An 18,725-nucleotide genomic window follows, 5' to 3' on the forward strand; every position below is an offset into this window, starting at 1 on the left:
GAAATCGTTTCCGTGAACCCTGCTTTCAGTTCAGAACCGGCAAACCTAATTTTAAATTTCTTATCTTTCTGCATGATTGATGGGAGTAAACAAAGAAATCTTTTCTGACCGGGTTATATGACAAAAATCAACATCAAATATTTGGCGGAGAAGTTGAAGATGGCGCCTTCTACTGTATCAAGGGCCTTGAATGACAGCTATGAGATCAGTGAAGCTACAAAAGCCAAAGTGATGGCATTGGCAAAGGAGTTGAATTATCAGCCCAACCCCTACGCCAGAAGTCTTAGGGCCCACAAAAGCAGGACTATTGGTGTCATTATTCCAGAGCGAATCAATAATTTTTTTGCACAGGTCATTGATGGAATTGAAGAAATAACCCAGCAATATGGCTATCATCTTTTGGTCTATAATTCCCATGAGGATGTGGAACAGGAAAAGAAAATTATTTCTTATTTGTTAGGGGGGAGGGTCGATGCCATCGTCATGTCGGTATCCAGTCAGACCAGCAGTACAGAGCATCTCGAACAAGTACAGAAGCAGGGTATTCCTATTATTTTCTTTGACAGGATTGCACAGGATATGCCCACAACCAAATTTATAACCAATGATTATCAAAGCGGTTTTGATGCCACCCGGCATCTGATAAAAAATGGTTGCAGGAAAATTTATTTTTTATTGTTGTCCAAAGAGATCACCATCGGCAAAGAGCGTTTGCGTGGGTACCTGGATGCAATCAAAGGTTCCGACCTTCCCTTTAAAGAGGAATGGGTTATTCAATGCTCCCAGGATGAAAAACAAAATATGGAACTGTTCAAATCCTTCCTATATCCCATGGACCGTCCTGATGGTATCCTTTCTTCTGTGGAGAAATTGGCCATTACCGCCTACCATGCTATCAAACAGACCAGGCTCAGCATTCCAAAGGATATCAAACTGATCACTTTTTCCAATATGAAAATAGCAGACCTTTTGAACCCACCCCTTACGACCATTTCCCAGCCTGCCCATGAAATAGGGAGGCAATGTGCTAAATTGCTGATGAATAACCTGACAAAAACGAAACAAATACCCATAGAGGATAAAGTGATAACCATTCCATCAGTCCTTCAGATAAGGTCGTCTTCTGAGCCTTGAATTGTTTGAACCGTATTTCAAAAATGCTCATCCCATTTAGATTTTTGGGTTGATCTGTATCGGGTGTCAGTAATAAAAACTAGACATTTCCAAAGAATATTCAATCGAAGCATTTCGGGAAAATTGAAAGAAAAGGCAATGGTAAGAATCAAAAAAAGCTGCCCGAATGGACAGCTTTCTTATTTAATAGGTTTGAGAAATTACTAACCAGGGGCATTGTTTGAAATGCTAAGGTATTGATTTATTGCGAGGTAAACTGACTGTATTTCGACAATTTTTTATTCAATATTTGCAAGCTCCTCAGAATTACAATTTAGGTTCCCAACCTTTTTCATAAGTTCTGGACCAAAGTTCCATCCCCTTTCTGTTATAGATATGACCATTTGCGGGATTACAGTCAAAATTTTCACCTATTCTGTAAGAAATGTTTGCCAAATGGCAGAGTAGCGTAGAAACAGCCCCTTCTTCGATGGTAGAATTCTGCTTTTCCTTTCCCCTTATGGCTTCAAAGAAATTCACGACATGGTTGGTAGTATTGTCACCTCCGCCACCCAAGTTGGTACTGCCTTCTTCTCCTCTGGATTTGACCTCTCGGACCAATTTGCCTCCTTTGTCGAAAAGTCTATAAAGCGCTCTGTTTACAAAGACTGAACCTTCTGTCCCATAAATAACCGTACCGCGGTCAGCACCATAGGTCAGGTATCCATTTCGGCTTTGTCCGTCCCAGACGATTGTTTTATCACCCTCAAATTTAAATGTGGCATACATGGTGTCGTACATGGTCCATCCATCATCCAGAAAGTGGTATTTTCCGGCATCTACGCTGACATGGCTTGGAAATTCCACCTGAAGGGCCCAACGCGCCACATCCAATTCATGGGTAGCATTGTTGCCTGTTTCCGCAGTGCCGTAGTCCCAACCATACCAATGCCAGTTATAATCCCAGGTATCATGGGTATATTTTCTTCTCGGAGCAGGTCCCTGAAACAATTCCCAATCCAATCCAGCAGGAGGAGCTTGCTCCACTTGGTTGGGTACCCTTCCCCTGTTATTCGCATAGAAGGCAACGGCTCTGTAGGGTTTTCCTATTGCTCCGTTATGGATTTCCTTGATGATTTCTATGGTATGGAAAGAGGACCTTTGCTGGTTGCCCATCTGGATTACCTTCTTGTATTTATTCTTGAACTCTACGAGCAATTCACCTTCCCTGGGATTATGACTACAAGGTTTTTCTACATAGACGTGTTTGCCTGCAGCTACTGCAAGCCAAGTTCCAGGTGCATGCCAATGATCAGGGGTAGCATTGATAAGCACATCGATTTCTTTATTTTCGATGACCTTAAGAATGCTGTTTTCCAATTTTGGCTTGTAATCAATGTATTTGGCGAAGTTGGCTGCACCTTTGGTCCGCTGGGACTCCATGACATCGCAAAGGGTATGCAACCTCACATTACTTTCTTTTCTGGCAATGGGATCATAGAAGGCGCCCAATCTTCTGCCCAATCCGGCTATTGCTACATTCATGCGGTCATTGGCACCGATGATATTCCCATAACTTTTTGCGGAAAAATTAAGGGCTCCAAGAGAAGATAGTCCGACAGTGGCAAGGGTTGATTTTTTTAAAAACTCCCTGCGGTTATTCATTTCCTTGTCCATTAGCTTTGGGTTTTATTGTAATGTTTTGATTTTGATATTTTTGAATTGTACCTCATCACCATGGTCTTGTAGGAGGATATGCCCTTCAGGCGCCTCTCCAAATTTATCCCAGATTTTATATTTGCTTTCTGCTACCAATGCCCTGTAATCATCAGAACCTCTCACATATTCCACCACTTTTACTCCATTGAGGTAATGTTCCACCCTGTTGTCAGGATAGACAACCACCCTGCCTTTGTTCCATTCTCCGGGCCCCTTGACAAAGCGGGGATTTTTATTGGCTTTGATCAGGTCATACAGAGAAGCCAATGTGCGGTTACCTTCCCTGCCCATTTTGGCATCAGGATGGCGTTCATCATCCAGGATCTGATATTCCAGGCCTATAGCAGAGCCTGTATTTCCTTCACTCAAGGTAACAAAATATTTGACACCGGAATTGGCTCCTTCCGTAAATTTAAAATCAAAAGCCAAATCGAAGGCGCTGAATTTCTCGGTAGTGACAATATCCCCATAGCTCATGGACTCACTGCCATCGGAAGCTTTTATCGTTAGGATTCCATCCTGAACGGTCCAACCTTCAGAAGGGAATTCTTCTTTATAAGCAGCTTTCCATCCATCAGTATTGACACCATTGAACAGCAGTCTCCAGCCTTTTGATTTTTCAAAATCCGTAAGCTCATTAAGACCGGTGCTAACTACAAACACTTCTCCTATGAATGGTTTTGGCTCAAGATTCTCTGTTTGGATGCGTACATTTCGGAAATAGGTTTTGTTGCCTTCATCTTCCGGGTTGTTGATACTGTGTACCTGAAGACCGATATGCCCTTTGCTGTCCATATCATCCACTACATAGGCAACTTCCTGTCCATTGATCCAGGTTTTAATGGTATTGCCTATTGCTTCGATACGGTAATGGTTCCATTCTCCCATTTTGAATGCCGATTTAGCAGCGGGATTCAGGTCCAAGGGATACAGCCAACCCCTTCTTGCCTCATCATATAAACCTCCAGACCATGCTCTCGGAGATGGATCTGCCTCTATCTGATATCCGAAAACCAATCCTTTTCCATCCCTTGCAGCAGGATCATATTGTCCCCTGGCCATTACGCCTGAATTGCTGCTTAGGTCTTCTATTTTTAACTCCAATTCAAGAATAAAGTCGGTATAATCCTGTTCGGTAATTAAGAAAGTATTTGGGGTATTGGCTTTAGCATAGCCTATGATTACCCCGTCTTTCACCTCAAATTCTGCTGCACCCCCTACAGCTTTCCAGCCATCAAGGTTTTCACCGTTGAATAATTTGATCCATTTTGAATCCTGTTTATTCTCTATTTTGCTCTTACAAGAAAAGGCCATCAGGAGGATGGATAGGATGAAATAAGCGAAATTATTTTTTTTCATGTTTTGGGTTTTCATTTTGAATTATCATTTCCAACGTGTTGAAATTCTTTAATTCACCCAAATTTTCAAGTTAGGAAAGGCAATTCTTACGAAATCGATTTCGGATTTAGGACATTTTCAGATTTAAATTCTTTAAATTGAGGATTACTTTAAAACATCAAAAACGCTAAAACCCAAACCAACCGATTTGATATGAAAAACACCATATTGGCATTGCTATTGATCTTTTCACTTGGCTTGATGGCCAAGGCACAGGAGTTAAATACCAATCCTATCCTAAGCCCTTGGGCTGAAAAAGTGGATCCTTCAAAGCCACTACCAGATTATCCAAGACCTCAAATGGTGAGGGATAATTGGACTAACTTAAATGGGCCTTGGGATTATGCCATTGTGGAAAAAGGCAGCTCAAAACCGAACAGCTTTCAGGGTAAAATCACAGTCCCCTATCCGGTGGAATCTTATCTTTCAGCGGTCATGAAACCTGTTGGAGCAAGCAACGAACTTTGGTACCGAAAGTCTATACAGATCTCCAATGACCAAAGAAAGGGGAGGGTTTTGCTGCATTTCGGTGCGGTGGATTGGGAAGCGGAAGTGTTTATCAATGGACAAACTATTGGCAAACACCAAGGAGGTTATGACCCATTTTCTTTTGATATCACAGATTATTTAAGCAAGGGTCAAAATCAAGAGCTCGCAGTTAGGGTTTGGGATCCCTCAGATGAAGGACCCCAGCCAAGGGGCAAGCAGGTCAATAGGCCAAGGGGTATCTGGTATACTCCTGTAACCGGTATTTGGCAGACCGTTTGGATGGAGTATGTACCGGAAAATTATATCGCGGGTTTGAAAGTAAGCCCAGATTGGGATAATGGGACTTTTAAAATCCTGCCGGATTTGAATGTCGGTCAAGGAGATTTTAAAGTGGCCGTCAGCGCATTTGATAAGGGGGATTTGGTGGGGCAGGCAGAGGCTTTCAGCGGGAAGCCCATTATTTTAAAAATCCCTGATCCTAAATCATGGTCTCCTGAACATCCACATCTTTATGATTTTCAGGTCAGGTTAATGCGGGGAAATAGGGTAGTGGATGAGGTTAAATCATATGGAGCCCTGAGAAAAATTACTATCAGCTATGATGAAAATGGCATGCAGCGGATGGCCTTAAACGGGGAAACACTTTTTCAGTATGGACCATTGGATCAAGGCTGGTGGCCGGATGGCCTTTATACAGCCCCAACAGATGAGGCTTTACTTTTTGATATTGAAAAAACAAAAGATTTGGGATTTAACATGATCCGTAAACATGTAAAAGTGGAACCAGCCCGCTGGTATTACCACTGTGACCGATTGGGGATGTTGGTATGGCAGGATATGCCCAGTGGGGACATGGGAAATGTATGGGAGCCCAAGCCGGGAATTTACCGCAAAGGACTTGACAGGGAAAGAAGCCCCGAATCGGAAGCGATTTTCAGGAAAGAATGGAAAGCCATCATTGACGCATTTTACCACTTTCCGTCCATAGTAGTTTGGGTGCCATTCAATGAAGCTTGGGGTCAATTCAAAACCAAAGAAATTACAGAATGGACACAGGCCTATGATCCAAGCCGTTTGGTCAATTCCGCATCAGGAGGGAATTTTGAGCTGGAAGGCAATAAATTGGTTGGGGATATTTTTGATGTGCACAATTATCCTGATCCCGTGATGCCCTCACCCGATTTGTTTGGAAAAGTCAACATCCTGGTTTTGGGTGAATATGGTGGTTTGGGCTTGCCCATTGAGGGACACACTTGGCAGGAAAAAGACAACTGGGGCTATCAAAGTTTCAAAAATGAAGAAGAGTTATGGGCTCGGTATCAAAGGCTTATTGGGGATTTAAAGTTTTTAATTCCCAAAGGGCTTGCAGCTGCAGTTTATACCCAGACCACTGATGTGGAAGTGGAAGTCAATGGATTAATGACTTATGACAGGAAAGTGATCAAATTTCCTGCGGAAGCCATGCGCAAGTTGCACAAGGGTTTGTATGAATAAATAAAAATTAGTAAATTTACCTCAAGCCAAAGGTAAATTTACCTTTATTTTTGTGTCAACGTTAAATTTCTTGTAAGATGGTAGCTATTGAATTAGACCAAACCCAGCAAAAGCTTATGGAGGAATTGCCTCCCATCCATGACTTTTCAAGGTTTTATTTTTATTTGAGATCAAGCCAAAGGGACAGAGAATATATGGGTATCTTATCCCGAATCAGTGGGCTGAACCATAATATATTGGCAGATTGGTTGAATATTTCTCCAAAGACTTTCAGGAATTATAAAAACAATCCCCACTTGGAGTTAAAAGAAAATACGAAGGAACACCTACTATCTTTGATTTCATTGTACAAGCATGGAATAGAAGTTTTTGGAAATAAAGAAAGTTTTGAAGCATGGCTCCTTTTAAAAAATCCACTTTTGGATAATCAAGCACCTTTGGATTTTTTGGATACTATTTCAGGGATTAAATGGATTGATAATAAGTTGACATCCATGGAATATGGAGAAAACGCCTGATAAATGAAGGTTTTCAATATCAGGAAAGCTAAATATGCCAATAGTTTAGTGGCTTCCGGAGTGGCAAACAGGTGGAACAAAGAGGAAGAGTTTATTTTATATACAGGAAGTTCCATTGCATTATCCGTTTTAGAACTGCTAGCCCATAGGTCTGGAATACAAATTGGGCTAGGTTATAAACTTCTCACTCTTGAATTGGATGTGGATGAGGAGGATATCCAAAGAATCAAACCATTGGATTTACCTAAAGATTGGAGATCTATTAAAAGTTATCCTCTTTTACAGGAGATTGGATCAAATTGGTATCAATCCAGGAGAAAATTACTTATGGAGGTTCCTTCCGCCATTGTGCCTTGGGAGAGTAATTTTCTGATAAATACCAGACATTCTTTATTTGAGAAAAAAGTTGCTTTAGCAAAGGTTGAGGATTTTGAATGGGACAACAGGTTGCTTTAAGGGCAAGGTCGGATTATGGTTTTTGACTTAGGGTAAAAATCTTCTTTTCCTTTTAAAAATTGCCAATCAAATCATGTCTTTTTTTTGCGTTTTCCCTATAAATTGTTGAAATTTCCTTTTCAACCTTAACGATTAGCACCATGAAAAAACTACTTCTAATTCCCGCTTTGGCCCTTATTGCTTTTATCTTTTTACAAGCTACTGTCAAAGACAATGAATCCATTGAGCTGGAAACAAATGTCTTTGACGATAAAATACCTCCTCATGTCAAAGCAGTAATTGATCAAAAATGTTATGGTTGCCATAATGCTGAGTCCAAAAATGAAAAAGGCAAACAGAAATTGGATTGGGACGAATTAGAGGCATCAAGAAAAGCCAAGCAGTTGGCCACTATGGCGAAAATCAATGAAACTTTGGTCAATGGGGATATGCCTCCGGCTAAATTTCTAGAAAGTAAGCCGGAAGGTAAATTGACTAAGGAAGAATTGGAAACATTGTTGGACTGGAGTGCAGGAAAAAAGAAATCACCTAAGTAATGAAGTGGTTGACCTATCTTTTGGGCTTTTTGGCCCTGATTTTCTTGGGGATACAATTTGTCCCCAATGAACTTCCCGAAGTGCAGATTTATAATTCCGGAGACATTATCCAATCCGGATTGGTGAGCGAAGATGTGGCAGCCCTGCTCAAAACCGCTTGTTATGATTGTCATAGTAACGAAACAGTTTACCCTTGGTATTCCAAAGTAGCACCTACATCCTGGTTGGTGGCCAAGGATATCAGAGAAGGAAGGGAGGAACTGAATTTTTCCCATTGGACTGAAATGGATGTCATGAAGCAATTGGGTAAATTGGATGACATTGCCGAAGTCGTAGGAAATGGAGAAATGCCCATGGAGATTTATGTTTGGATGCATGCTTCTGCCAAGCTTTCCGATGCGCAGCGTGCACTGATTGTCGCCTGGGCGGAGGCAACTATGGACAAATTGGTTGAAGAGGATGAAGAAGATTTTGAAGAGGATATCGATGAGTCAAATTAAATTTTTTATGATGGTTATGGGTCTATTTATGACCCTTAACCTGGTTTTTGGACAATCATCGCCTATTTTGAAGAGAACAATAGGGTATTGGTACTACCAGATCTTATTCAAATGGATTCATATTCTCCAATTGGGGCTTTGGATAAGTGTAAGATTCAAAATGATTCTTTTGATTCAAAATCTACCTTTCCAAGAATCATAGAAATTGATCCAGAGTTTACTGAAAATTTTTTTGAGGTAAATGATTTCGATAGGTATTCAATGCCGATTAAAAAATTGAGCGGAAACCATACCATGAGAATTTATGTACCGGATAGCACGGTAAACTATACCATACGGATCAAAGAGTTGGGCGAAAGATTTGAAGGGATTGAAAAGTAAACCATATTGCTGCCTATTTAAAAAGTAAAAACAGGGCCTTTTATGCACAAAGCTTTCTTCCTACTACCCTTATTGATTCTTTCTTTTCTTGCCAATTCCCAAACTGTCTGTTCTCTGGAAAGTCGGGCAAGACTAGATCAGTTCTTTTCAGAATTTTCCCAAAAGGATCTCTCAGGAGAATCTCTGAATGTGCTTACTGTGGAAATTGGCAAATGGTTTTTGGGTACCCCCTATGTAGAAAAAACTTTGGAAATTCCCGGTGAGGAAAAGTTGGTCATTAACCTTCAGGGGCTAGATTGCACTACATATTTGGAAACTGTGGTTACCTTGAGCAGATTGGCCAATAGGGCTGATTTAAGTTTTGAATCGTATGAGTCCGAGTTGCAGCATCTGAGATATAGGGATGGGGAAAATTCAGGTTATCCTTCCCGTTTGCATTATTTTTCAGATTGGATTTATGAAAATCAACAAAAGGGCATCTTGGAGGATATTACCGCAAAAATAGGAGGGAAACCATATAAGAATCAGCCTTCCTTTATGTCTGCTAACCCTCAATTTTACCCACAATTGAGTAATCCGGAATATGTATCCCAAATCAGGAATACTGAGCGAGAGATCGCGGGCAGGTCTTATCACTTCATTCCCAAAGATGAAATCAGAAAAGCTGAAGAGAAGATACAAAGCGGTGACCTGATTGCTATCACTGCCTCGAGGAGTGATTTGGATATGGTTCATGTAGGTTTTGCTGTTAAAAAAAATGGCAGGATCCATTTGATGCATGCAAGTACCGGTTCAATGAAAGTGGAAATTTCAGAAAAGCCATTAAGTGAGTATTTGGCCGGGTTTAAATCCCAATCGGGAATAATGGTTGCCCGCTTAGTCCATCCATAAAAATGACCTTTATTAAATTTTATTTTTCGAAAATCTTCTCCATGAAAAAATCACTTTATCATTTTCTCTTGATTGCCATCCTTCTTTCCTGTAAGGATAAGGTTCAGGAAAATTCGGCAGCATATTCTGGCAACCCCCTTTTTGAGGGATGGTATGCAGATCCCGAGGCCATTATTTATGGGGATACTTATTGGATTTATCCGACGTATTCAGACAAATTCCATAGACAGGTTTTTATGGATTGTTTTTCTTCTCCTGACCTGGTCAACTGGACCAAACATGAAAGGATTATTGATACCGCCGAAGTAAAATGGGCAGATTCGGCTATGTGGGCTCCTGGAGTGATTGAAAACAAAGGAAAATATTATCTGTTCTTTGCGGCCAATGATGTTCATGAAGGAGAAATCGGGGGAATTGGGGTCGCAATCGCCGATAAGCCTCAAGGTCCTTTCAAAGATTTATTGGGCAAGCCTTTGATTCAGGATATTGTCAATGGGGCGCAGCCGATTGACCAATTTATTTTTAAGGATAAAGACGGAAGTTTTCTGATGTATTATGGTGGTTGGGGAAAATGCAATGTTGTCAAATTGAATGAGGAATTTACTGGTTTGCTTCCTTTTGAAGGCGGTGAATTTTACAGGGAAGTAACACCCGAAAATTATGTGGAAGGACCATTCATGTTTGTCCGTAATGGCAAATATTATTTTATGTGGTCAGAAGGTGGGTGGACAGGTCCTGATTATAAGGTGGCTTATGCAATTTCCGATAACCCATTTGGCCCATTTGAGCGAATTGGAGTAGTATTGGAACAAGACCCTGAAGTGGCTACTGGGGCCGGACACCACTCTGTCCTGCATGTACCAAAAACAGATCAGTACTACATATTTTACCACAGAAGACCATTAGGAGAGACGGATGGAAACCATAGGGTGACTTGTATCGAAAAAATGGAATTTGATATTGACGGTAAAATCTTGCCTGTTAAAATCACATTTGAAGGGGTACAGGCCCATCCTTTAAATTGACATTTGATCTAAAAACACAAAAAAAAACTTATATGTATACCCACAATGATACCAGTAATCATATGAAATGCGGTTTTTAATAATACTGATATTTATCGATATTGGATATTCATGGATATTGATTAAAAATAGAGGTAAATTATATGAAAACTCAGTTAGTCGAATGATTGCGGATAATCATAAAAACTTATCAATTAATACTAAAATCAAAAAATATGGCGAACACAAAAATTACGGTCAATTCAAATGGCCCATTGAAAATTGAGGGAGATTTTGAGATAGTTGACAGTCAGGGAAATGCTTATGGCTTACAGGGAAGGACAACGCTGGGTCTGTGCCGATGCGGACAATCCAACAATAAGCCATTTTGCGATGGTTCCCATAGGGGGAAATTTGAACATGAGGCAGTGGCTTTTGATTTGCCTCCGAAAAAGGTTTAAGTCGAGCCTTGAGCAGTCTTAAAATTCAATAACCGGTTCCATATTGTTTTCAATCAATTGGACCGGTTTTTAATTTTTTGAATTTGTAAGTCTTTAAGGTAAATTAAGGGAGTATTCCATTTTGGTTTTTATGAAAAATACCATTCCTGCCGCAATTCTTTTTTTTACCCTGCTATTTTTGGGCAATTTTGGCTTTGCCCAGGAAAAATACAGGGTGGTCATCATGACCGATATGACCCATGATGATGGTAATTCCCTTATCCGCTATTTGTATTATGCTCCTTACTTTGATACAGAAGCCATCATCGTAACCCAACAACTTCCGGACTTCAATTTTGACCAGAATGGACCTTGGGAAAAAGTGAACAGTATTTTAGATGCCTACCATAAGGAATTTCCGCATTTGTCCAAACATGATCCCGATTTCCCACGCTATGAATACTTACAAAGTATAACCAAAAAAGGGAGAGGTGCACTTCCGATAATCTGGCTGACCAATGAAAGAAAATTCGCAGCTGAGATAGCGGGGAGGTATGTGGAATCTGAGTGGGGTGAGATCCGTTTTCATGACTGGATTGGAGATGGGCTGAATCCAAATGGGGAGCCCAAGGATTCAGAAGGTTCTGAATTTTTGATTAAGGTGTTTGAAAAGGAGGATGACAGGCCAATCTTTGTGCAGATGTGGGGAGGCCCGATCACCTTTGTCCAGGCTCTTTACCGCTTTCAGGAGAAACATGGACCGGAGAAATTTAAGCAACTTCTTAGCAAATTGCATGTTTTCGGTATCCTGCTACAGGACATTACGTTTGATTTTTTGATCGATCTCGACAAGGTACAGGCGCTAAAATGTACCAATATGGGAACAGTTACCTCCACATTTGAGGGTGAAAGGGCAGAGGTAGGTTGGCTGTTACATGACGGGGGGCACTTTTGGAAATACCTCCGGGTCATGGAACAAGCCGAGGTGAATGGACATGGCCCCATGTCTGAGCTTTATGACCATGGAGGAGAAGGGGACAGTCCTGCTTTTCTATATTTGTTGAGTGGGGTCTTAGGACTGAATGATCCCTTATATCCCACACAGGGGAGTTGGGGCAGCAGGTTCCAACCTATGGGTAAAGATTTCCCCAATGGATATTATCATACCTGTGGATTGGATAGAATGGAATTGGAACGCTGGATTCCTGAAGCAAAAAATTCATTTTTGAACAGGCTGCAGTATTCCTTGAAGGCGCCAAATGAAGTGAACCATGAGCCTGTGGTTATAGTCAATGGAAAACGGGATAATAAGCCCCTGGTATTATCCGGTATTCCCGGAAATTCTTTCATACTTGATGCTTCTGCATCTTTTGATCCTGATGGGGATGACTTGGTATTTCATTGGTTTTTTTATCCAGAGGCCTCCAGTTATAGGGGAACTTTTCAAATTTCCGATACAACTTCCAACAGCTTGCAAATTGAAATCCCAAAAGACTTATCCGATCAGGAAATCCATTTGATTTTGGAAGTGAAGGACAATGGTACTCCTGGATTGGTAGGGTATAAAAGGGTGATCCTGAAGTCTCAATGATAATAATTAAGTTAATTGACTTAGGAAAAACCGGTATAAAATCAATTATCCTCCCTAAAAAAAAGATGAATGCTTCCGGGAGGATAACTGATTATTGGTTGCCTATTTCAATATTTCTAAAGGAAAGTAAATTTTTACTGCAAAAATTCGTCCTCACGATAAGCTGGGTTGGGATATTTATAAAACCCTTCTCCTGTCTTTTCCCCCAATTTTCCAGCATCGATGTAGGTTTTCAATAGGGCAGCAAAACGTTGAGAGGCTGCATCGGGAAGATTTTTGGTTACATGCCAGGCAGTATCCAGACCTATGGAGTCCAAAATACCAAATGGCCCCATAGGCATATGGAAGTTGACCATCCAGGATTTGTCAATATCCTCCACAGTTCCTATTTCCCCAGTTAAGAGTTTACCGGCTGCACCGATAAAAGCCATCAGCATGCTGTTGAAGAGATAACCATGGTTTTCTTTTTTGACCACTACAGGCACCTGTTCAAGACTTCTACCAAATTCCATCAAAATGGGAATGAGGGAAGGGTCAGTTCCGGGATGTGGCATAATATCGACTACTTTGGAATAGAAAACATCATGGAAGTGTAGCGCACAGAACTTTTCCGGTCTACCGGAAATCTCTGCAAACATGGAGGGAAGAAGGTAAGAAGTGTTGGTTGTAAAAATCGTCTTCTCAGGCGCTATTTTTCCAAATTGATCCCAAACTGCATTTTTGATTTCCACATCTTCAGTCACGCTTTCATTGATCAGATCCGCATCCCAAATGGCGACATTGGGGTTGTCGGTGAAGGTAATGGCTGCAATTGCGTGCATACCTGCCACATCTTCCAAACCGGAATTATTGGCCAGCTGCTTAATGATTTTTTGCATCAGTTTTTGGGAATTTTCCAATGCTTTGGGGTTGATGTCAAAAATGGCTACCTGATAGCCTGAAAGGGCAGCCTGAAGGGCCACGCGGGTACCCAAGGTACCAGCTCCTAAAATACAGACTCTTTTAATTTTCATTAGTTCAAATTTTATGGGTTTGGATACTTTTAAAAGCTGTTTTACCACAGGCATTGACAACATGGATCAGTCCTGCAAACCTTGGATCCTGAGCAAAACCTAATGTATATCTCTTATAAATCTGTTGGGCGATAACGCCCACTTTAAAAACACCAAAAACGTAATAAAACAACATATCAGAAAGATCCAAACTGCTGTTTTTTGAATAGTAGTCAATTACTTCCGCCCTGCTAAAATTTCCTTTGGGGTAGGTAAGGTTAAACATTTTTAATATGTCCGGATCGCCTTCTTCAGCCCAATAGGCCAGACTCGTGCCCAAGTCCATTAAAGGATCACCAACAGTGGCCATTTCCCAGTCAAGAACGGCTTTGATTTCAGGATTGTCAGGCCCTTCCAGGACAAGATTATCGTACTTATAATCATTGTGAATAAAGCCTATTTGTTCCTTTTTCGGCAAATTGGCTTTTAGCCAATCTGATACAGCTTCTATTTCTTTCAGCTCATCTGTTTTGGCATTATAATACCGATCTGACCAACCCAAAACCTGTCTTGATACATAGCCTTCCGGTTTTCCTAATTCCAACAATCCTGAATCTTTCAGTTCTAACTTATGCAAGGCTAAAAGTCCATCCACCGTATTTTTGCTTAATTTAGCAAAGAAATCCGAACTTAAATTCATTCCTTCCGGAATTTTGTTTCTAAGGATCAGGCCATTGACTTTCTCCATGATAAAAAATGGAGCTCCGATAATGGCATCTTCTTCGTAGCAGAGGATAGGTTTTGGAATTTTATTATAGCCGGCTTTCTGAAGGGCCTTTAAGACTTTGAATTCTCTCACCATATCATGGGCCTTGCTGATTTTCAATCCCAGTGGAGGCCGCCTCAATACGAATTCTCCTTCGGGAGAAGTAATCAGGTAGGTAAGGTTGGAATATCCCCCTTTAAATTGGGTAATGACAGTTGAACTTGGGTCAAGGTTCAATTCAGAGGCGAGATAAGGAAAAATCCCCTCCACACCTTTAGGTGCTGTGTTGGTCATGGTGAAGCGAATTGTTTGAGGATTCTTTTGGCTAAAACAGTCTTGTGTACTTCATCAGGTCCGTCGTAAATCCGGGCACCCCGCTCATGCCTGTACCAAAAGGAGAGTAGGGTATCATCCGTTATTCCCAAAGCTCCATGGACCTGTATGGCTCTGTCCAAGGTGGTCATGAGAACGTCGGAAACAAAAAACTTGATGGTGGAAATATCTTCCTTGGCAGCTTTGGCACCGTCTTCGTCAATTTTCTGGGCAGTTGCTAAGACCATGAGTCGGGAAGCTTTGACGCTTGCGACGGATTCAGCAATCCAATTTTGTATGGTCTGTTGGTTGGCCAAAGGTTTTCCTGGATCCAACATCCGGCTCAATGCCCTTTTGCACATGAGTTCAATGGCTCTTTCGCAGATCCCTATCCAGCGCATGCAGTGATGTATCCTACCAGGTCCCAGTCTTTCCTGTGCCAGTGCAAAACCCTGTCCTTCATCACCGATCAGGTTACTAACAGGGACTCTACAATTGATAAACTTCACTTCTCCATGGGACATATAATCTTCCCCTACATCGCCCATGATGGGAATGTTCCTTACCAGTTGGAATCCCGGATTATCCAGTGGTACCAAGATCATACTGGCCCTTTGATAAGGATTTGGGTTTTCGGGATCGGTTACAGCCATGACAATGGTGAAATGGGCACCATCTGCAGAAGAAGTAAACCATTTGTGTCCATTGATGATGTAGTGATCTCCTTCTTTTATGGCGGTAGTGGAGAGATGAACGGGGTTACTGCCCGGATTATCGGGCTCTGTCATGGCAAAGCAACTCCTGATTTCGCCTTTTTGAAGAGGTTTGAGGTATTTTTCTTTTAGTTCCTTACTGGCAAACTGATGCATGAGCTCCATATTACCAATATCAGGCGCCTGGCAGTTGAATACGTAATGGCCAATGGGACTTTTTCCCAATATTTCAGAGATCCTGCCAAACTCCTGCAGACTCAAACCCAAGCCACCTTCCTCTTTGGATAGATGGGGAGCGAACAAACCTTCGTCTTTGGCTTTTTCACGCAAAGCCTGAAGCTCTGGTAGAGCGGCCTTGAAACTCCCGTAAATGGCCTTTAATTCAATGGGGTAAATATGCTGGTTTAAAAATACTTCATATCTGGCCAATAAGGCTTTGAATTCTTCGCTTGGTTTATTTTGGGTCAATTCCATTTCTAATCAAGATTTAAATGGTAAATCCACCATCGGCAGTCAAGACAGTACCTGTGGTGTAGGAAGATGCCGGGGATGCCAGGTAAAGCGCTGCGGCTCCAATTTCTTCGCTCGTTCCGACACGTTTGATAGCGAGGGCTTTCATCATGTGTGCCATGATTTTGTCATTGCTCCAGAGGGCTTCAGAAAACTTTGTTTTGATAAGGCCGGGACAGATAGCATTCACACGGATTTTATGATCGCCCCATTCTTTGGCAAATACTTTTGTCATTGAAATCAGTGCTGCCTTGCTTACAGAATAAATTCCCAGTCCGGGTTCAGGTGATATTCCTCCTATAGAAGAAATGTTGATCACCGAGGCATTGGAAGATTCCCTGAGATAGGGAAAACACAATTTCATCAAATGGAAAGGTGCTTTGACATTCACTTCCATGATCTTGTCATATGCTTCTAAAGAGGTATCATGTACTGGGCCAAACACCGGATTGGAAGCCGCATTGTTTACCAAAATATCGATGGTGCCGTATAAATCGACCGTCTTTTTGACAAGATCCTCCAGATCAGCCATATTACCCACATTGCAAGCGATACCGGTGACCTCGTAGCCTCTTGCCCTTAACTGGCCCGCCATTTCATCCAAAGCATCTTGTTTACGGCTGCTGATGACCACTTTAGCTCCTGCCGCTGCAAAGATTTCTGCAATGCTTAAGCCAATACCTTTACTCGCTCCGGTAATCAAAGCGACTTTTCCCATCAATGAAAATAATGCTGAAAGATCCATAGTGTTATCTGCTTGAAGTTCCTTAACAAGAATAAGGATTTTAGTTTTCAATGACAATCTATTGGCGGAAAATGTTATGCATACCGAGTATTTTTTTCTATCTTCCAAACCTAAAATTATTAATCAAAACCAAAACGCATGAAGCAAGTAGTTTTTTACCAGACCGGTTTGCCGGAAGAAGTTTTGCAATTGGAAGAAGCCCCCATGCCAGAACCAAGGGCCCATGAAGTTAGGATCAGGGTTACTGCACGTAATATCAATCCTTCTGATATAATGTTTATCAGAGGCATGTATGGGATTACCCCTAAATTACCGAGTTCAGCCGGATTTGAAGCCGTGGGAATTGTGGACAAGAGTGATGAAAAAGGAAGCATTCCTGTGGGGACTAAAGTCATTTTCACGGCAATAGGTACTTGGAAAGAATATGTTTGTGTGCCTTCTCACATGGTAATTCCTAGCCCCGCTGGGATGCCTGATGAGGTAGCTTGCCAAGCTTTTGTCAACCCATTGACGGCTTATGGTATGTTGGAAAGCAGTGGATTGAAGGAAGGGCAATGGTTGTTGGTCACTGCTGCCGCATCTGCTTATGGAAAGTTGGTCATCCAAATGGCCAAGCAGAAGGGAATCAAAGTTGCCTGTACAGTAAGACGGGATGAACAAAAAGAAATCCTTGTAAAATTGGGAGCCGATCTGGTGATCAATACAGAAAAGGAGAAACTCCAGAAAGTAATCATGGAACAGACCCAGGAAGGAGTGGATGTGGTATTTGATGCGGTTGGAGGTGTTTTGGGGGCAAGGGCCTTGGCCAGTTTGAAAACTGGTGGTAAGATGATGGTCTTTGGATTGTTGAGTCTCGAGAATATCCCATTGAATTCAGGTCTTTTGATTTTCAAAAACCTTAAAGTTGAAGGATTCTGGCTGACCACCTGGATGGCTGGTTTGAGTCCGGAAGAAACCCAAAAAGCATTTAAGACTGTATTTTCCCATTTACTTTCCCAAAAAATCAAAGTGGATGTGGAAGCCACCTTCCCCTTGGAACAATTCAGGGAAGCTTTGGCAGCTTATGAAAAAGAGGGAAGGAACGGGAAAATAATTTTGACTTCCTAAGAAAGTGAAAAGCCACAATGGTATCCCCATTTCATTCGAAGCCATTAAATTTTTAACTCATCTGGTGAAAAATTTCAGGAAAAGATCAAAAAAAATTTCACGCGGCGATCGCGATGGTTTCTCTGCGTTTGCTGCGTGAAATATATTGTCTTTCACTTTATTTAAATGCCAACTATTAACCCTAAAACAAAGAAGCCTGTACCGCCTGTGGTTTTTGGGCCTGGATGGTACCTTTGAGCATATCCTGCATCAATTTGATAAAACCAGGTTTCCAATTGTCCAAATGGATTTTGATTTCTTTTTCTTCATAGGCCACCGGTCCGGTCAGCCGTTCATAACCGATAATCATGGACCAAATGGTGTAAAAAGTGACCTCAGGCTGTAATTCTGGACGGATGCTTCCGTCTTTAATGCCTTGGGAAACCATTTGAATTCCCAGTTTTCCGCAATCGTGGTGGATGTCCAACAATTTTTGGAAATGCTCACTTTCCAAAATCAATGGATGGATATGCTGTTTACCTGAATCACTCGTGTAAAGCTGCATGATGCCCATAAAATTCAAAATCGCATCGTTGAACATGCGGTTGGCCTGTGTGAATTTAATATAATCGGATGCCAGGTCTGTGAGCATTTGAAGGCCTGTTCTTCCTTTCTGCTTGAAAATTTCCCTGAAAATCCCTTTCAGCTCATCGAAGGCCTTTTTCGTCACTGCCATATAAAGGTCTTCTTTGTTTTTGAAATAAAAATAACTCAAACCCTTACTGATTCCTGCCGTTTTGGCCACCTCATCCATGGTGGTCCCTGCATAGCCTTTTTCAGTAAACAATTTAATGGCTACCTCTAATATGAGTTTGGTCTTTTTTTCTCTAGCAGAACTTGGCATAACAAAACAATCTTATTGACTCAGGGTCAAATATATTAAACGGCGGTCAAATTTGCATTTGCCGCCGTTCTTTAAATATGGAAATTTTTGAAAGTCAGGGATTAATTTTTCAATCCTTCATGCAGGAAAACAATTGATTCCACTTTTCTTCACCAAGGACTTCTCTC

At 41.4% G+C, this 18,725-nt stretch carries 19 protein-coding genes; 12 read left to right on the forward strand and 7 right to left on the reverse strand.

What is annotated here, in order from left to right:
- Positions 1–117: 117 nt before the first annotated feature.
- The gene (locus tag BC751_RS14455) at positions 118–1,134 is read left to right on the forward strand and encodes a LacI family DNA-binding transcriptional regulator (RefSeq protein ID WP_130276272.1); all 1,017 of its coding nucleotides are present in this window, start codon (positions 118–120) and stop codon (positions 1,132–1,134) included.
- A gap of 306 nt (positions 1,135–1,440) precedes the next feature.
- Here the strand turns inward: BC751_RS14455 and BC751_RS14460 are convergent, their stop codons facing one another.
- Together BC751_RS14460 and BC751_RS14465 are read right to left on the reverse strand one after the other, a co-directional pair.
- A complete protein-coding gene (locus BC751_RS14460; RefSeq protein ID WP_130276273.1) occupies positions 1,441–2,790 on the reverse strand; it encodes a Gfo/Idh/MocA family protein in 1,350 nt (449 codons plus the stop codon).
- 12 nt (positions 2,791–2,802) lie between these two features.
- The gene (locus BC751_RS14465; RefSeq protein ID WP_130276274.1) at positions 2,803–4,191 is read right to left on the reverse strand and encodes a 3-keto-disaccharide hydrolase; all 1,389 of its coding nucleotides are present in this window, start codon (positions 4,189–4,191) and stop codon (positions 2,803–2,805) included.
- A gap of 192 nt (positions 4,192–4,383) precedes the next feature.
- Between BC751_RS14465 and BC751_RS14470 the strand changes: the two genes are divergently transcribed.
- The 10 genes from BC751_RS14470 to BC751_RS14515 all read left to right on the forward strand — a co-directional run bounded on the left by BC751_RS14470 (position 4,384) and on the right by BC751_RS14515 (position 12,530).
- Positions 4,384–6,213: a glycoside hydrolase family 2 protein gene (locus BC751_RS14470; protein WP_130276275.1), complete on the forward strand. Its 1,830-nt coding sequence runs from the start codon at positions 4,384–4,386 to the stop codon at positions 6,211–6,213.
- 77 nt (positions 6,214–6,290) lie between these two features.
- Entirely contained in the window at positions 6,291–6,731 is a 441-nt protein-coding gene (locus tag BC751_RS14475; protein ID WP_130276276.1) for an antitoxin Xre/MbcA/ParS toxin-binding domain-containing protein, read from the forward strand.
- Between the two features lie 3 nt (positions 6,732–6,734).
- Complete coding sequence (locus BC751_RS14480) at positions 6,735–7,187, forward strand: RES family NAD+ phosphorylase (RefSeq protein WP_130276277.1); 453 nt, start codon at positions 6,735–6,737, stop codon at positions 7,185–7,187.
- 140 nt (positions 7,188–7,327) lie between these two features.
- The gene (locus BC751_RS14485) at positions 7,328–7,723 is read left to right on the forward strand and encodes a heme-binding domain-containing protein (RefSeq protein WP_130276278.1); all 396 of its coding nucleotides are present in this window, start codon (positions 7,328–7,330) and stop codon (positions 7,721–7,723) included.
- Positions 7,723–8,223: a heme-binding domain-containing protein gene (locus BC751_RS14490; RefSeq protein WP_130276279.1), complete on the forward strand. Its 501-nt coding sequence runs from the start codon at positions 7,723–7,725 to the stop codon at positions 8,221–8,223. Before BC751_RS14485 ends, BC751_RS14490 begins: the two co-directional genes overlap by 1 nt.
- Before the next feature lie 111 nt (positions 8,224–8,334).
- Entirely contained in the window at positions 8,335–8,604 is a 270-nt protein-coding gene (locus tag BC751_RS14495; protein ID WP_130276280.1) for a hypothetical protein, read from the forward strand.
- A gap of 42 nt (positions 8,605–8,646) precedes the next feature.
- The gene (locus BC751_RS14500) at positions 8,647–9,495 is read left to right on the forward strand and encodes an N-acetylmuramoyl-L-alanine amidase-like domain-containing protein (protein WP_130276281.1); all 849 of its coding nucleotides are present in this window, start codon (positions 8,647–8,649) and stop codon (positions 9,493–9,495) included.
- 41 nt (positions 9,496–9,536) lie between these two features.
- Entirely contained in the window at positions 9,537–10,520 is a 984-nt protein-coding gene (locus tag BC751_RS14505) for a glycoside hydrolase family 43 protein (protein WP_130276282.1), read from the forward strand.
- A 215-nt stretch (positions 10,521–10,735) separates the two neighbouring features.
- Positions 10,736–10,960, forward strand: a complete 225-nt coding sequence (locus BC751_RS14510) for a CDGSH iron-sulfur domain-containing protein (protein WP_130276283.1) — start codon at positions 10,736–10,738, stop codon at positions 10,958–10,960.
- A gap of 130 nt (positions 10,961–11,090) precedes the next feature.
- Positions 11,091–12,530 carry a DUF1593 domain-containing protein gene (locus BC751_RS14515; protein WP_130276284.1) on the forward strand — a complete coding sequence of 480 codons (1,440 nt, stop codon included), beginning with the start codon at positions 11,091–11,093 and terminating at the stop codon, positions 12,528–12,530.
- 134 nt (positions 12,531–12,664) lie between these two features.
- Here BC751_RS14515 and BC751_RS14520 read toward each other — a convergent pair whose 3' ends face one another.
- Genes BC751_RS14520 through BC751_RS14535 form a run of 4 tightly spaced genes read right to left on the reverse strand, consistent with a single transcriptional unit; the run spans position 12,665 to position 16,568 of the window.
- Positions 12,665–13,543, reverse strand: coding sequence for a 3-hydroxyacyl-CoA dehydrogenase (locus BC751_RS14520; RefSeq protein WP_130276285.1), 879 nt, complete (start codon positions 13,541–13,543; stop codon positions 12,665–12,667).
- Between the two features lie 4 nt (positions 13,544–13,547).
- Complete coding sequence (locus tag BC751_RS14525) at positions 13,548–14,582, reverse strand: phosphotransferase family protein (RefSeq protein WP_130276286.1); 1,035 nt, start codon at positions 14,580–14,582, stop codon at positions 13,548–13,550.
- A complete protein-coding gene (locus BC751_RS14530) occupies positions 14,579–15,787 on the reverse strand; it encodes an acyl-CoA dehydrogenase family protein (protein WP_130276287.1) in 1,209 nt (402 codons plus the stop codon). Before BC751_RS14530 ends, BC751_RS14525 begins: the two co-directional genes overlap by 4 nt.
- Before the next feature lie 13 nt (positions 15,788–15,800).
- A complete protein-coding gene (locus BC751_RS14535; protein WP_130276288.1) occupies positions 15,801–16,568 on the reverse strand; it encodes an SDR family NAD(P)-dependent oxidoreductase in 768 nt (255 codons plus the stop codon).
- Between the two features lie 138 nt (positions 16,569–16,706).
- Between BC751_RS14535 and BC751_RS14540 the strand changes: the two genes are divergently transcribed.
- On the forward strand, positions 16,707–17,675 hold the full coding sequence (locus tag BC751_RS14540; protein ID WP_130276289.1) for a zinc-dependent alcohol dehydrogenase family protein: 969 nt from the start codon (positions 16,707–16,709) through the stop codon (positions 17,673–17,675).
- A gap of 181 nt (positions 17,676–17,856) precedes the next feature.
- On the opposite strand, the gene BC751_RS14545 is transcribed toward BC751_RS14540, so the two are convergent.
- Positions 17,857–18,558 carry a TetR/AcrR family transcriptional regulator gene (locus tag BC751_RS14545; RefSeq protein ID WP_130276290.1) on the reverse strand — a complete coding sequence of 234 codons (702 nt, stop codon included), beginning with the start codon at positions 18,556–18,558 and terminating at the stop codon, positions 17,857–17,859.
- Between the last annotated feature and the right edge of the window lie 167 nt (positions 18,559–18,725).

This window comes from Cecembia calidifontis (assembly GCF_004216715.1).
Taxonomy (GTDB): Bacteria; Bacteroidota; Bacteroidia; order Cytophagales; family Cyclobacteriaceae; genus Cecembia_A; species Cecembia_A calidifontis.

What these genes read in the sequence shown, in the direction of transcription:
- BC751_RS14530 (WP_130276287.1), bottom strand. Translation starts at nt 15,787, where the DNA reads ATGGAATTGACCCAAAATAAACCAAGCGAAGAATTCAAAGCCTTATTG.
- BC751_RS14545 (WP_130276290.1), bottom strand. Translation starts at nt 18,558, where the DNA reads ATGCCAAGTTCTGCTAGAGAAAAAAAGACCAAACTCATATTAGAGGTA.
- BC751_RS14520 (WP_130276285.1), bottom strand. Translation starts at nt 13,543, where the DNA reads ATGAAAATTAAAAGAGTCTGTATTTTAGGAGCTGGTACCTTGGGTACC.
- BC751_RS14515 (WP_130276284.1), top strand. Translation starts at nt 11,091, where the DNA reads ATGAAAAATACCATTCCTGCCGCAATTCTTTTTTTTACCCTGCTATTT.
- BC751_RS14470 (WP_130276275.1), top strand. Translation starts at nt 4,384, where the DNA reads ATGAAAAACACCATATTGGCATTGCTATTGATCTTTTCACTTGGCTTG.
- BC751_RS14495 (WP_130276280.1), top strand. Translation starts at nt 8,335, where the DNA reads ATGGATTCATATTCTCCAATTGGGGCTTTGGATAAGTGTAAGATTCAA.
- BC751_RS14485 (WP_130276278.1), top strand. Translation starts at nt 7,328, where the DNA reads ATGAAAAAACTACTTCTAATTCCCGCTTTGGCCCTTATTGCTTTTATC.
- BC751_RS14540 (WP_130276289.1), top strand. Translation starts at nt 16,707, where the DNA reads ATGAAGCAAGTAGTTTTTTACCAGACCGGTTTGCCGGAAGAAGTTTTG.
- BC751_RS14500 (WP_130276281.1), top strand. Translation starts at nt 8,647, where the DNA reads ATGCACAAAGCTTTCTTCCTACTACCCTTATTGATTCTTTCTTTTCTT.
- BC751_RS14510 (WP_130276283.1), top strand. Translation starts at nt 10,736, where the DNA reads ATGGCGAACACAAAAATTACGGTCAATTCAAATGGCCCATTGAAAATT.
- BC751_RS14460 (WP_130276273.1), bottom strand. Translation starts at nt 2,790, where the DNA reads ATGGACAAGGAAATGAATAACCGCAGGGAGTTTTTAAAAAAATCAACC.
- BC751_RS14505 (WP_130276282.1), top strand. Translation starts at nt 9,537, where the DNA reads ATGAAAAAATCACTTTATCATTTTCTCTTGATTGCCATCCTTCTTTCC.
- BC751_RS14490 (WP_130276279.1), top strand. Translation starts at nt 7,723, where the DNA reads ATGAAGTGGTTGACCTATCTTTTGGGCTTTTTGGCCCTGATTTTCTTG.
- BC751_RS14535 (WP_130276288.1), bottom strand. Translation starts at nt 16,568, where the DNA reads ATGGATCTTTCAGCATTATTTTCATTGATGGGAAAAGTCGCTTTGATT.
- BC751_RS14475 (WP_130276276.1), top strand. Translation starts at nt 6,291, where the DNA reads ATGGTAGCTATTGAATTAGACCAAACCCAGCAAAAGCTTATGGAGGAA.
- BC751_RS14480 (WP_130276277.1), top strand. Translation starts at nt 6,735, where the DNA reads ATGAAGGTTTTCAATATCAGGAAAGCTAAATATGCCAATAGTTTAGTG.
- BC751_RS14465 (WP_130276274.1), bottom strand. Translation starts at nt 4,191, where the DNA reads ATGAAAAAAAATAATTTCGCTTATTTCATCCTATCCATCCTCCTGATG.
- BC751_RS14525 (WP_130276286.1), bottom strand. Translation starts at nt 14,582, where the DNA reads ATGACCAACACAGCACCTAAAGGTGTGGAGGGGATTTTTCCTTATCTC.
- BC751_RS14455 (WP_130276272.1), top strand. Translation starts at nt 118, where the DNA reads ATGACAAAAATCAACATCAAATATTTGGCGGAGAAGTTGAAGATGGCG.